The following is a 12610-nucleotide window of genomic DNA, read 5'->3' as shown; positions in this document are numbered from 1 at the left end:
CCCCTCGTTCGATGAGCGCCTTATACGGCCACCAAACCCGAAACGTCAACACAGGAAATGAAAGAAAAATGACGGAACTGGTTAAGAGACTGAAAACTAAAGGGAAAAACTGACGGAGACCCTTAGTTGGCAGGGCGATCCTCCCCGCAGCAGGGCCCATTTAGGCATCAGAGCGGACTGAAACTGGCTGAGAACTGGAAAAAAAGAGGAGAAAGCGGCGCAAATTGCCAGATTGAGCAGGCTCCGCGCGCCGAAGAGCCATGGCCGGCACCTTCCTTGGACCGACGGGAGCGAGCCGGGAAGTAGCGCGCCGCGCTGGAGCGCCGTCCTTATTGCGTCGGCCCCGCGAGGCGGGCCGTCTCTTTCGCGCCCCGCCCTTCCCCCGTCAAGCGCTCAGATGATCAAGCAATCAGCCCCTTCAGCGGCGCGAGCCCTTCCGTTCCGGGGAAGACCGTCTGGCCCAGCGGCGTGGCGGAGAGGCCGAGGAGCTCCACCGCCACCCCCTTGGCCACGGCCCTGAGGTCGGTGGTCGGGGCCAGATCGCGGGCCTCGTAGAGCGCGCTCTGCTTCAGGCCCGGCCAGTCGGCGAGAACACGGCCGCCGCGCACGGCGCCACCGGCGAGAAAGGCGACCGTGGCTGTGCCGTGGTCGGTGCCCTCCGTGCCATTGATGCGGGCCGTGCGGCCGAATTCGGTGGCCACGAGGATGACCGTGTCTTTCCACACCGGTCCCAGGCCGGCCTCGAAGGCGGCAAAGGCGCGATCGAGGCCGCCGAGCAGCTTGCCCAGCCGATCGACCTCCTGGGCATGGGTGTCCCAGCCCTCGAAGGCGAGCGCGGCCACGCGGGGGCCGTCCTCGCGCGCCAGCAGCCGGGCTGTGCCCATGGCCATCTGCTCCATGCCGTCGGGATCGCCCGGGCCGCCTTTCGCCTTGCCATTGAGGCCGCTGGCGATCTTGCCCGTGTCGATGCCCTGCTGCAGGAGCCCGGCGAGGAGCGGATCGCTCTGGCCATAGAGATCGGCGAGCCGGGCGGCGATATCGCCATCGGCCGGGCGCAGCACGGATGGCGCCCAGCCGAGCAGCGGCGCAGCGCCGCGAATGAGCAGCGGCGGCGTGGCGCCGACCGCGAGACCGAGCGTTCCGCCTGAGGTCGCGCCGGCTGCGAGACCGGCGCGCGGCGCCACGCGCTCGCCCGCCGGCAGAGCGCCGATCAGCCGGTTCATCCAGCCGGTCTCGACATGGCCGGGCATGGGAAAGCCCGATTCCAGCACGTCCTGCCCGTCGAAATGCGAGCGGTCGCGGTAGCCCGTGGCGCAGGCATGGATGATGGCGGCCTGGCCGGCATGGAACAGCCGGTGAAATTGCGGCATGGAGGGATGGAGGCCGAAGAAGCCATCGAGCGGCAGGGCCGCGCCGGGTCCCTGCCCCCCAAGCGCGATCTCGCGGCGCAGATCGGCATAATCGGGATCGCCTGTCGGCGGCACGGCGGTGAGCCCATCCAGCGCGCCGCGCAGGATGATGGTGACGAAGCGCGGATCCCGCGTGGCGGCGGCGCTGGCCAGGCGCGGCATGAAGGCCCAGGCAAACAGCGCGCCGGAAGCGCCGAGCACGGCGCGGCGGGTGGGGGTGAGCGGATCGCAGAGCATGGTCAGCGCCTTTGAAATTCGGGGGAAAGGAAAGCGAGCGTCAGGCCCTGCGCCCGGGTTTCGGCGCGCGAGACGGTCTTGAGCGTCTCCGGGCTGAGGAGCGGCCCCAGCCGGTCGGCGAGGAAGCTGCGGGGATCGAGATCGCCGCCCGGCTGGCCGCCGGACTGACCGCCGGACTGACCGAGAGCCTGGCCGGCGAAGAGGCTGGCGGCATCCAGCCGCGTGGCCAGACCTTCGGCCGAAGCCCAATTCTCGCTCTTGTCGGAAAAGCCATTGGGGCCGGACGGGTCCCAGAGCGGCTGTCCGAGCGCCTTCATCACCTGCAGCACCTGTTCGGGCTTCGGCTTCAGCCCCGTCGTGCGCAGGAGAAGGCTAACATAATCGAGCGGCGGGCGGATCTTGGTCAGGGCCGGATTCCAGGCCTCCGGCGCCTCGACGAGAGCGAGATAGACGGCCGAGAGATCGCCTCGGCTGCGCGTATAGGCGGCGGCCAGACGATCCGTCAGCGCCGGCGGCGGATCGTCGGCGATGAAATGACGGGCGAGCTTGAGCGCCAGATGATGGGCCGTGGCCGGATGGCGGGCGAGATCGGCAAGCGCCGCCCGCCCCTGCTCCACGCCGCCCGCCGCATAGGTCAGGCCCATCACCGTCTGGTCGCCGGGCTCATGCGCTTCGGCGCGGAAGAGAAAGCGGCCACGAACAGTGTCAGGCTGTTTCTCGCCGCGCGCCACCGTCCAGCCGGTGATGATGCGGGCGAGCGCGGTGACATCGCCTTGGCTGTAGCCGCCGGCGACGCCGAGCGTATGCAGCTCCAGGATCTCGCGGGCGAGGTTTTCGTTCAGCCCCTGCTTGCCCTTCAGCCCTACGGGGGATTGCGGGCCGACCGATTGCTGATTGTCGAGAAAGGCGAGCATGGCTGGATGGCTTTCCACCGCCTGCAGCATCTCCTCGAACCGGCCGAAGACATGCGGGCGGATGGCCTCGCGCTCGAAGGCGCCGGCGAGAATATGCACCTCGCCGCCCTTGCCCGTGGCCACCGCAAAATGGTTGGCCCAGAACTGGACGAGCCGCTCGCCGAAGCCGATCAGCGGGGCATGGATCGTGCCGCTGAACCGTGCCTCGGCTTCGGCGATCAGGATTTCCTGCGGCAGATAGCGGCGTTTGCTCGCAGGCTGGGCGGCCATTTGCGGCGCCGGGGCGGTGGCCGGCTGCTTCTGCGCCGACATGCCCTCGGCCATGCCCGCAGCGGGAACCGGCACGGGCGGCGGCATCTTCGCCGGATCGACCGAAGCGGGCTGGACCGGCCGGGCGGAGGCGGGCGCGCCCTGGCCGGGGGGCGCCATGGCGGCGGCTGCGCCCGGGGAGCCCGGCGCGCGCTCGCGCTCGGCCTTCACCGCCTCGGAATAGAGCCGCAGCGCCTCGAGCAGGGCGGCGGAGGACTGCAGGCGCGGCCCGACAGGCACGGGCACGGCCCGCTCGGCGATCTCCTCCTTCAGGAGATCGCGGGCAGCACGCCCGAGTGCAGCGAGGCTGCCGGCCTGGGGGCCGAGGCCGAAGCGCCAGAGCACCAGCGCCGCCTCGAGATCAGGGGATGTCGCACGATCAGCGGATGTCACACGATCAGCGGATGTCTCCATGGCGAACCGACCTTTCCGGCCCGGCAGCGCCTGACCGGCACAAACGGGCATCCTGCAATGGGCACGCCGCGAAAGGCGGCGCATCGATGTTCCTTGGACGCGCGGCCGAGCGCGATCCGTCGGTCGGGAAATGTGATCTTTTCGCGGCAGGGATCGGGAGGCGGTGCGGGGCGTGCGGCCACGAGCCAGACCCGCAAACCTTTTGCACGGCGCCCCTCTCCCGCGTTGACGGCGCCGGCCCCGCCGGGCCAATCTGGCACGCAGGAAGCCGGGCCGCGCGAAGGATTGCGGGCGCCCGGGATTTCACGATTGCATCACAACAGGGATCGAAGCCGGTCGCCGCCCCTGCGGACGCCTTAAGCTTCGAAACAGCCGGAGGCCGACCATGCCGATAACCAGCGCCCGGGTGGAGACCAGCCACGCCACGATCGCCGTCAGCATGACCGACGGGCCGGGCCTGCCGGTTTTGATGATCCATGGCAATTCCGCCTCCGGTATCGTCTTCCGCCAGCAGATGGAGGGCGACATCGGCCGGCAGTGGCGGCTGATCGTGCCGGACCTGCCGGGCCATGGCGTCTCGTCCGACGCGATCGATCCAGGCCGAACCTATTCGATGGAAGGCTATGCGCAGGCCATGGTGGAGCTGTTGGAGCGGCTCGGCACTGCGCAGGCCGCAGTCTTCGGCTGGTCCCTGGGCGGCCATGTCGGGCTGGAGATGATAAAGCGCTTTCCCGGCCTGCGCGGCCTGATGATCACCGGCACGCCGCCGCTGACGCGCGAGACGCTGGGCGAGGCCTTCCTGGCCGGCGAGGCGGCGGGCCTGAGCGGGAAGGAGCATTTCTCGCCCGAGGATGTGGCGCTCTATGCCCGCGCCACCTGCGGCGAACCGTTCAAGGAGGCGTTTCTCGCCATGGTCGCGCGCACCGACGGGCGGGCGCGCCGGATGATGGTGGAAGCCTTCCTGGCCGGCACCGGCGACGACCAGAGCCGCCTCGCCCGCGAAGCCCCCGTGCCGCTTGCCGTGGTCAATGGCGCCGACGAGCCCTTCGTCAATCTCGATTTCGTCGCCCGCGCCGCCTATGGCAATCTTTGGGACGGCCGCACCCATGTCATCCCGGGTGCCGGCCATGCGCCCTTCCGCGGCAGGTCGGCGGAATTCGATGGGCTGCTCGCGCGTTTCCTGAGGGGGGTGGGGCCGCGCTGAACCATCGGAGCGGCGACGCTCAGGCGCGCCTGAAGCCTTTCGCGTGCAACCAGCTCCACAGGACACGACAAAGGTGTTTGTGCGACGAGGCGCCCCCTTGTATCTTCCCGCTGTCGCTCAAATCTCTCACAAGCGACAGCGGGAAGATACAAGGGGGCCAGCCAAGGTCGCAGAGCGTCGTGTCATGGGCCGCACAGGACGATTCTCAGACCGATGCTATAGAACTGACCGTTCATATCGCATTTTTCCGAAAACCGGTTCCCGCTTTCCGTCAGATGCCTTAGTTCTTGCGCGCCTTGCGGGCGGCGTAGCGGCGGTCGCGCTCGGCCTTGCGGGCGGCTTCGTCTTCGACAACGCGGGCGATGCGGGTCTTTTCGGCCAGTTCGCGGGCCTCGGCTTCCGCGCGGGCTTCGGCTTCCAGCGCGGCTTCGCGCGCAGCGGCTTCCTCAGCCAGACGGATTTTTTCCGCGCGCTTGGCTTCCTCGCGCTCGATGCGGCGGGCTTCGCGGGCGGCGGCCACGGCGGCGCGTTCGGCCTGGCGGGCGGCGCGCTCGGGATCGGGCTGGGCCTGGGCGTCGCGATAGGCCTTCAATTGTGCGGCCTTGGCCTCCTGGGCACTCTGGCGGCGGTCGGTCAGTTCATTGTTGCGGGCGTTCTTCAAAAGTTTCCATCCATAGAAAATCGAAAGTGTGCATCAGCCTGTTTCCCCGCGCGTCGCAAGGGCGGCGGGGCGGAGCGTGAATGCCTGGCCAGAGCATCGGACTGGTGCTCCGAATTTATTCCGTGCATCGGATTGTCCCGAAGGCGGCGTCCCGCCTCTTTGCAGGATCCGCAAGGCGCGGTGTCCGCCCGGAAAACCGGGCCGCTGCCTGTCATGCAGGTTGCCGTTATGACAGCAAGCTGCGTCTTATCCTAGTCACGATGCTGTAGACCATCCCCAATTTCCCTGGCCCCAATTTCCCTGGCCCCAATTTCCTTGGCCACAATTTCCCTGGCCCCAATTTCCATGGCAAGACGCGCCGTGCGCAATCTCAGGGTCTTTGCCTCACGGGCGGCCTTGATCGAATCGAGTTCGTCGAAAGCGCGGTCGCGGGACGAGGCGCGGGCCTGGTCCTGCGGCGCGGTCCGGCCCTGGGTCTTGCCAAAAGCGATTTCGGCCTGCTGGCGCGATTTGCTGAAGGTGTTGTTCATGCTGTTCCTCCTCGCCACGCGCATGGCGTGGGACAATTTCTGTTTCGGATGACCTTCTGCCTGTCGCGCGGCCTATCGCGCGATGGTCCTTTGGGCATTCCGCGCTGCCGGTGCATCGGACCGGAACGGCTGCTCCGTCCGTCGCTCTTACGCATGGCGCTGAAAATCATGGGCAGTCCGATGGGTTATCTTTGGTTTCCGCATCGGATTTTTTTAAAAAGAGGTTGCCGGCCCTGCGCGCATGACAGGCTGAAAAGCAATCACTCAAAGCGTGAGGCGCGACCGAGAAAGATCGCCACGGGCTTTTGAGCACCGGGTTTGACCGGAAGCCTGCAACGCGGCTTCGGTTCCGAGCGCCCGCCTCCGCTGAGCAAGAACGCGACGCAACAGCGCCGGAAACAAAAAAGGCCAGGCAAGAGTGCCTGACCTCGCTTGGGTCTCCATCCATCGACAGTGCCATTTCATCCGTGGTCAAAGTCGTGAAGGTGCCCGGAGATCGGCCGGTTGTGTCGAGCCGTCCTGCGCCGCGATCTATCTGATCGGTCTAGCGCAATCGGCCGTTTGACAGTGTGGGCTTTTGGCGGAAGCTTGTAGCCGGAGGCTGCTGGCGCGTTTCGCGTCGCAAAGCCGGTTTCCAGCCCTGCACCATCCAGCGGTGCCCAAGGGGCGCCGGATTCTCCGCCGTGTCGGATCTCTTGATCGACGGAGCAACGAACCGGAAACGGCACGCTGCCCCGCATTTTTGTCGCCGCGTCGGGGGTATCACCCAACAACGGCAGTCTTTCGCCGCATCGGGAAGGCCGAAACCCGCATGGGCTCCAGGTCTCTTCCCTGTCGCAGCAGCCCCGCCCGAAGGTCAGCCCCTCAGGCGGAAAAGCGAAATCAGGCGGCGCGCAGGTTGCAGGCCGACATCTTGCCGGACTTGCGGTCCTGCTCGAGGTCGTAGCTCAGCTTCTGGCCTTCGACGATTTCGCGCATGCCAGCGCGCTCGACGGCGGAGATGTGAACGAAGGCGTCAGCGCCGCCGTTGTCCGGCTGAATGAAGCCGAAGCCCTTGGTGGAGTTGAACCATTTTACGGTGCCAGTGGTCATGTTGAACCCTCTCATAGCAAATAAACGACCACAGGACGGAAGCCCTGCGGATGGTGATAACGACATTTTAAAGGGAGGGTTCGCTCAAAGCGCGGTGCCAATCGCGCGGTAACAAAAGCTCGGCAAGAAAAGATCGATGAGCTGGTTATAGAGGCAACCGCCTTTATTGTCAAATTTTTATTTGAAATTCGCCGATCGGGCGAAAAAAACTTTGCCGCGACGGGCAGTATGTTCGGCAGGTGTTGGCCGTCGATCCCTTGTCTTGCGAGGGGTCAGCGCGGTTTCGGGGCCCAGCCCCGCGGCTGCACCCCATCGTCTGCCGGGCCTTTCGCATCGGCCCGCCACGAGATCCTGTCACAGCACCAGCTTCGGCTCGGTCCAGAGGCGGAAGCCGCCCAGGAAGGCCAGGGCATTGTCTCCGCGCCGGCAGCGGGGCGGCAGGGTCTTGAGATGCTCGACATTGCCGCCGCCGATCACAACCTCGTCGGGCAGGAAGGCAGCATCCAGCCGCTGCGCCACATCGGCCACGGCATCGCGCCATTTCTTCTTGCCGCGTGCTTCGCGCGCCGCTTCGCTGACATAGTCCTCGAAGGACCTGCCCTTGCGATAGGGCAGGTGGCCGGCCTCCAGCGGATGGCAGACGCCTTCCAGAATCAGTGCCATGCCGAGCCCGGTGCCTAAGCCCAGAAACAGCATGCGCCCGCCGCGATAGCTGCCGATGGCCTGCATCAGCGCGTCGTTCACCACCTTGACCGGCCGGCCGAAACTTTGGGCGAAATCATGGCCGGCCCAGCCGGGTCCCAGATGTGCGGGGTCGCGCGACGGCCTGTTGTCGTGCACCGGCCCGGGATAGCCGATCGACACCACATCATAATGCCAGCCATCGGCGAGGCTTTTGACCGCCGCGACCATCTCTGCCGCCGTCATGGTGGGGCCTGACTCGACCCGGCGCTCCTCCTCCACCGCCTGGGTGCGGATCTTCACATGCGAGCCGCCAATATCGATGGCGAGAACGGCCGGGGCGGCTTCGGGGCGATGATCGCCGAGGGGGCTTGCAGCGTCGGATGTGCTGAGGACATCCGGTTTCAGATCGTGCGGGGTCATGGTTCAGCTCTTCACGGGATGGGTGGGCGACATGCTGGTCGCAGGCGCGCCCTTCGGCGCGGCTTCCAGCGCGTGCCAGCCGCCCGGCGGGCCGAAATCGGTCATGGCCTCTTCCGGCCCCCAGGTGCCGGGCGCGTAGACCGGCGGCGGGATCGGATCGTCCAGCACGGGGGCGACCACGCGCCAGGCTTCCTCGCTGATATCCTGCCGGGTGAAGAGCTGCTTGTTGCCGGCGATCGCATCGCCGATCAGGCGCTCATAGGGCAGCATGTCGGCGCTGTCGTCATCCACGGCAAGCAGTTCCACCGGCTCGCCGATCATGGCGTCGCCCGCCATCTTGCGCCGCGCGCCGAGCGCCACCACCACCTGCGGGGCGATGCGGAAGCGCACATAATTGCCCGCGCCGGCCAGAGGATCGAACACGTCGATCGGCGGGCGCTTGAAGCGTACCACCACTTCGGTGGCGTGAACCGGCAGGTTCTTGCCGGCGCGGATATAGAAGGGCACGCCCTGCCAGCGCCAGGTGTCCACCCGGAAGCGCACGGCGACGAAGGTCTCCACCGTCGAGCCCGGCTTCACCCCCGGCTCGTCGAGATAGCCGCGAAACTGGCCGCGCACGATATCCGGGGGCGACAAGGCGGGCATGGCCTTCAGCACCCGCTGCTTCTCGTCCATCAGATCGTCGGCCGCGTGTCCTGCCGGCGGCTCCATGGCGAGCAGCAGCAGCACGTTCAGCAGATGGTTCTGCACCACGTCGCGCAGGCAGCCGACCTCATCATAGAACTTGCCGCGCCCCTCCACGCTGAAATCCTCTGCCATGGTGATCTCGACGCTGTCGATATGGTCGCGGTTCCAGACGGGCTCGAGGAAGCTGTTGGCGAAGCGGAAATAGAGCAGGTTCTGGATTGCCTCCTTGCCGAGATAATGATCGATCCGAAACAGCGCGCTTTCGGGAAAGGCGGAATGCAGGATGGCGTTGAGATCGCGCGCGGAGGCGAGATCATGGCCGAAGGGCTTTTCGATCATCAGCCGCGCATCCTTCGTCAGCCCGGCCTGCTGCAGCGAGCGCACCACGGTCTCGAACAGGCTCGGCGGGATGGCGAGGTAGAAGATCGGCCGGTGGCGCGCGCCGAGCGCCGCCTTCAGCCGGTCGAAGGTGGCGGCATCGCGATAGTCGCCGCTGACATAGGACAGCAGCGCGACGAGCCGGCCGAAGACAGTCTCATCCACCTCGCCCAGCGCATGCGCGATGCCGTCGCGGGCGCGGGCGACCAGCTTTTCCAGCGGCCAGTCGTCAAAGGCGATGCCGATCACGGGCACATCGAGATGGCCGCGCGCCACCATCTGGTAGAGCGAGGGGAAAATCTTCTTGTGGGCGAGATCGCCCGTGGCGCCGAAGAGCACGAGTGCGTCGGAATGCGGGGTGTGCGAATGGGCATCGGCCATGGTGTCGCTATGAGCGTCCGTCATCAGTCTCTCCTTCTTGAGGCCCAGGGTCTCCTGGACCGGGGGTGGAAACGGCCGGGCCTGACCAAAGGCTGCGCGAAAGCCGTTTCCTTCCCGTCTGCTGTCATCGCGCCGTCGCGGCCCGGAACCGACGCCGCGACGGTGCCGAACCGTCAGCCGACGGCCGACGGCGCTTCGGGCTCCGCCACCACCTCCACCGCGAAATCCTCGCCTTCCCAGTGCTGGGCCTCGGTCCAGAAGAAGGTGAAGGCGATGCGCGTTCCCGCCGGCAGATCGGCGACGGGAAGCGTGACGCTGTGCAGCCCGAAGAGCGGCGCGGCCGTGCGGCTTTCCTGCACGCTCGTCCAGTCATCCGCGCTCCAGCGCAGCGTCGCCGCCGCCGTCAGGTCCAGCCGCAGCGCCTTGCCCGGCGGAATTTCGCGGATGCGGTTGTTGAAGCGCCAGATGCGAATGGCCGAACCCGTGGCATCGCGCAGATAGCGCCTCGGCCCCTGTGGCGGCATGTCGAACACGCGGCCATCCTTGAGGGAGCGCAGCAGCTTGATATATTCGGCATGCGCCCAGACCAGCGGCATAGCGCTGCCGGAGGGGCCGCCGCGCATTAGCTCGCGCTCGGGCAGATCCTCGCCGTCCCAGACCTGCTCGGGCAGAAGCCCGCCGGGGCCGGCGCAGGCGGCGAAGGTTTCCAGGAGATCGCCCGCCCGGTCGAGACGGCCGGCGGCGATCTCGTAATGGGCGCGCTCCCCGGTCAGAAGCGGCCAGGGCCGGCCGATGCCGGTGCCGTCGAAGGGGCCGCCATCGGCCTTTTCGCCATAGCCATCCTCGCTGTAGCGATACCAGACCGGCCCCTGCGGCAGCGCGGCGCAGAGCTTGGCGTCGATCACCTTGACTGTGGCAAGAATGCGCGGATCGTCGGCCGCGCGCAGGCCGAAGCGCACCAGCGCCAGCGCGTCCGGGCTGACGATCGCGTCGGCCGCATAGGTCCCGCTTTCGGGCGGGCGGTTCTTGATCGGCACGAAGCCATGGCTGGGCGAGGCGGCATCGGCCGTGTCGGCAGCGGCGATGCGCACATAATAGCCTTCGATGCTCAGCGCGCGGGCGGTGCCATTGTCGCGCACATAGGTCCAGCGCTCGATCTGCTCGTTCCAGCAATCGGCGGTCTCACGCGCCAGCGCGGCCCCAGCCGCCCGGCCGCAGGCCTCCAGCGTATCGGCAGCCGCCAGAAGTGCGGCGATTTCCACCGCTAGCGTGAAAGGGGAATAGCCGGCATCCTCCTCCCAGCGGTCCTCCCCGGTCACGGGGCCGTTCTGCAGGAGATAGGCGACCGCGCGCTCGGCCATCGGCAGATAGGCGGCCAGATCTTCCCCCGTCAGCGTGCCCATGCGGTGCAGCGCATCGAGCAGCAGCAAGGGAAAGCCGCACTCGTCCATCTGCACGCCGGTCCAGTAGGGCGTGCCGTCGAGCCAGGCATTTTGCGGCCAGTGGCCATCCTCCTCCTGGATGGTGCGCAGATAGGCAAGGATCTCCAGCGCGTTCTCCGTCAGCCCGCAGGCGAGATAGCCGCCGGCCGTTTCCACCAGATCGCGCGGCCAGACGAGGTGATAGCCGCCGAGATCGTCATCGCCCTTGTTGAAGCCCCAGGGGATGGACAGGCTGGCCACCGCGGGCCCGCGAAAGGCGAGCGAGCGGTGAAGGCCGAGCACGGCGGTGCTCGCGCGGTAGAGATGGGCGCCCTTGCGACCGCCCGATTCCAGCGGCAGGAGATCGCGCTGAAACGCCTGCCAGCCGGCGACATAGGCCCGCGCCGCACCCTCATAGCCATCCTGCAGGCTGGCAAGCGCGTGATAGCCGGCTTCCGCCTCGCTGGCGCCGAAGGCGAGCGCGAGAAGCGCCGCATCCTCCTGCGGCCCGAAGCCGATCAGGCCCGTCAGCGCCACATTGCCGTCAAGCGCGCGCCCATAGGGCGCCAGCCGCCCGGTTTCCGACAGCTGACGCCAGCCATCGGACTGGCCGACATAGCCCGCCGACATAGCCGCCCAGGGCAGAGAGGAGGCCAGCGCCAGAAACTGGCCCTTGCCCGAGGCAAACAACATGGGAAACCCCTTGTAATGCCCGGTCCAGGCCGAATTGCCGGCCCCGGCATTGACCAGATGCGGCGAGAGCAGCGCATGGACGCGATAGTCCGCAATCGACCCCGCCAGCGGGCGAAAGCGGATCTTCTGCAGGAGCACCGGCCGGCGCGGATCGGTCAGCACGGTCTTGTCGATGGCATAGGCGCCATCGCGCGCCACGTTCTCAAGGTGAAAGGCGGGAATGCCGTCATGCAGCCAGTGGCAGGCATGGGCGGCGTGGCGCTTCTCCTCGGAAAAATAGCCGTCGTCGCGCGTCACCAAAAGCCCGAGATCGCGGGTGCAGGCGAGATCGACGCGCGGATGATAGACCTCGTTGACGATGCCGTGGCTCAGCGTGAACCAGACGGGAGAGGCGGCGGAAAGCGCGGTTCCGAGCCCGCTCTTGGCGCTGGAGGTCCAGCGTCCGGCGATGCCGGGCGCGCCCGGAGCAGCGATCGCGGCTGACAGGACAGGTTCGGATGACATGGCGGCAGGCCCCCCGGCATTGCGAATTGGCATTGCGAAATCGGCGTGAACGCGGCCACGCGGCTCTTCACGGGGCCGGGCGCCGTGGCGCCCCACCCTGCATTGTCGAACCTACTGATAATGCACATCCATGCGAAATTGTTTCATTACAGATACTTAATCAATTGGCGGAAGCGGGGCCCGCCGTCCTCGCTTAAGAGCCTTTCAGCCGGCTGCAAAGCCCGGCGCTGCGGGCGTCCGTACGCTGGCGGACAGGAACCGGGGCTGGCCCGCGCGCATTTTCCCGACAACAAGAAGATGGAGATGATGGCCATGGCGACATGCGGCGCCGATAATCGGTGCGAGGATCCCTCGGGCGATCTTTCACATGACCGACAAGGGGAGGAACGGCTTCGCCAGGAACTCGGCCGCATGGCGCGGCGGTTCTGCCGTCATCCCGAAGATGTCACGCGCCTGATCGACAGGACGCTCGACGAGGCCGGCCTGGCCGGCGGCACGTTGGAAGGCTGGGCGGCGCGAGAGGCTGAAGCCGCCACCATGCCGAGCCTTCTGTCCGCCATGCGCCGCGTCATGCTGGCGCCCAGCCTTGCCGAGGACGAAGCGCCGCGGTCACGTGGCCCCTCTTTGCTGACCTGAGGCGGGCTGTCCTCAGGCAGTCAACGATTTCGCAGG

General features: G+C 67.2%; 10 protein-coding genes. 2 read left to right on the top strand and 8 right to left on the bottom strand.

Features of this window, described 5'->3' with window-relative positions; translation table 11 throughout:
- Nucleotides 1-401 precede the first annotated feature (401 nt).
- Entirely contained in the window at nt 402-1646 is a 1245-nt protein-coding gene (locus tag BJF92_RS23100; RefSeq protein ID WP_075637112.1) for a DUF1501 domain-containing protein, read from the bottom strand.
- 2 nt (nt 1647-1648) lie between these two features.
- Nucleotides 1649-3283, bottom strand: coding sequence for a DUF1800 domain-containing protein (locus tag BJF92_RS23095; RefSeq protein WP_075637111.1), 1635 nt, complete (start codon nt 3281-3283; stop codon nt 1649-1651).
- A gap of 385 nt (nt 3284-3668) precedes the next feature.
- Between BJF92_RS23095 and BJF92_RS23090 the strand changes: the two genes are divergently transcribed.
- Nucleotides 3669-4487 (top strand): alpha/beta fold hydrolase, encoded by an 819-nt coding sequence (locus BJF92_RS23090; protein ID WP_078058344.1) that lies wholly within the window; start codon nt 3669-3671, stop codon nt 4485-4487.
- A gap of 280 nt (nt 4488-4767) precedes the next feature.
- Here the strand turns inward: BJF92_RS23090 and BJF92_RS23085 are convergent, their stop codons facing one another.
- The 6 genes from BJF92_RS23085 to BJF92_RS23060 form a co-directional block, all read right to left on the bottom strand.
- Nucleotides 4768-5148: a DUF6481 family protein gene (locus tag BJF92_RS23085; protein WP_075633312.1), complete on the bottom strand. Its 381-nt coding sequence runs from the start codon at nt 5146-5148 to the stop codon at nt 4768-4770.
- Nucleotides 5149-5399: 251 nt separating this feature from the next.
- The gene (locus BJF92_RS23080) at nt 5400-5678 is read right to left on the bottom strand and encodes a hypothetical protein (protein ID WP_075637110.1); all 279 of its coding nucleotides are present in this window, start codon (nt 5676-5678) and stop codon (nt 5400-5402) included.
- Nucleotides 5679-6560: 882 nt separating this feature from the next.
- On the bottom strand, nt 6561-6770 hold the full coding sequence (locus tag BJF92_RS23075) for a cold-shock protein (RefSeq protein WP_075637109.1): 210 nt from the start codon (nt 6768-6770) through the stop codon (nt 6561-6563).
- A 354-nt stretch (nt 6771-7124) separates the two neighbouring features.
- Nucleotides 7125-7874 carry an ROK family protein gene (locus BJF92_RS23070; protein ID WP_078058343.1) on the bottom strand — a complete coding sequence of 250 codons (750 nt, stop codon included), beginning with the start codon at nt 7872-7874 and terminating at the stop codon, nt 7125-7127.
- 3 nt (nt 7875-7877) lie between these two features.
- A complete protein-coding gene (gene zwf / locus BJF92_RS23065) occupies nt 7878-9344 on the bottom strand; it encodes a glucose-6-phosphate dehydrogenase (RefSeq protein WP_075637108.1) in 1467 nt (488 codons plus the stop codon).
- Between the two features lie 149 nt (nt 9345-9493).
- Nucleotides 9494-11938, bottom strand: coding sequence for a glucan 1,4-alpha-glucosidase (locus BJF92_RS23060; RefSeq protein WP_075637122.1), 2445 nt, complete (start codon nt 11936-11938; stop codon nt 9494-9496).
- A 45-nt stretch (nt 11939-11983) separates the two neighbouring features.
- On the opposite strand from BJF92_RS23060, the gene BJF92_RS25400 reads away from it, so the two are divergent.
- A complete protein-coding gene (locus tag BJF92_RS25400) occupies nt 11984-12574 on the top strand; it encodes a hypothetical protein (protein ID WP_143524169.1) in 591 nt (196 codons plus the stop codon).
- The last annotated feature ends 36 nt before the right edge of the window (nt 12575-12610 follow it).

Source organism: Xaviernesmea rhizosphaerae, from assembly GCF_001938945.1.
Taxonomy (GTDB): Bacteria; Pseudomonadota; Alphaproteobacteria; order Rhizobiales; family Rhizobiaceae; genus Xaviernesmea; species Xaviernesmea rhizosphaerae.
Note: the sequence above shows the minus strand (reverse complement) of the source record. Positions and strands in the feature narration are given on the sequence as shown.

Coding starts and splice junctions, on each gene's coding strand:
- BJF92_RS23100 (WP_075637112.1), bottom strand. CDS start 1,646: ATGCTCTGCGATCCGCTCACCCCCACCCGCCGCGCCGTGCTCGGCGCT.
- BJF92_RS23095 (WP_075637111.1), bottom strand. CDS start 3,283: ATGGAGACATCCGCTGATCGTGTGACATCCGCTGATCGTGCGACATCC.
- BJF92_RS23090 (WP_078058344.1), top strand. CDS start 3,669: ATGCCGATAACCAGCGCCCGGGTGGAGACCAGCCACGCCACGATCGCC.
- BJF92_RS23080 (WP_075637110.1), bottom strand. CDS start 5,678: ATGAACAACACCTTCAGCAAATCGCGCCAGCAGGCCGAAATCGCTTTT.
- BJF92_RS23075 (WP_075637109.1), bottom strand. CDS start 6,770: ATGACCACTGGCACCGTAAAATGGTTCAACTCCACCAAGGGCTTCGGC.
- BJF92_RS23070 (WP_078058343.1), bottom strand. CDS start 7,874: ATGACCCCGCACGATCTGAAACCGGATGTCCTCAGCACATCCGACGCT.
- zwf (WP_075637108.1), bottom strand. CDS start 9,344: ATGACGGACGCTCATAGCGACACCATGGCCGATGCCCATTCGCACACC.
- BJF92_RS23060 (WP_075637122.1), bottom strand. CDS start 11,938: ATGTCATCCGAACCTGTCCTGTCAGCCGCGATCGCTGCTCCGGGCGCG.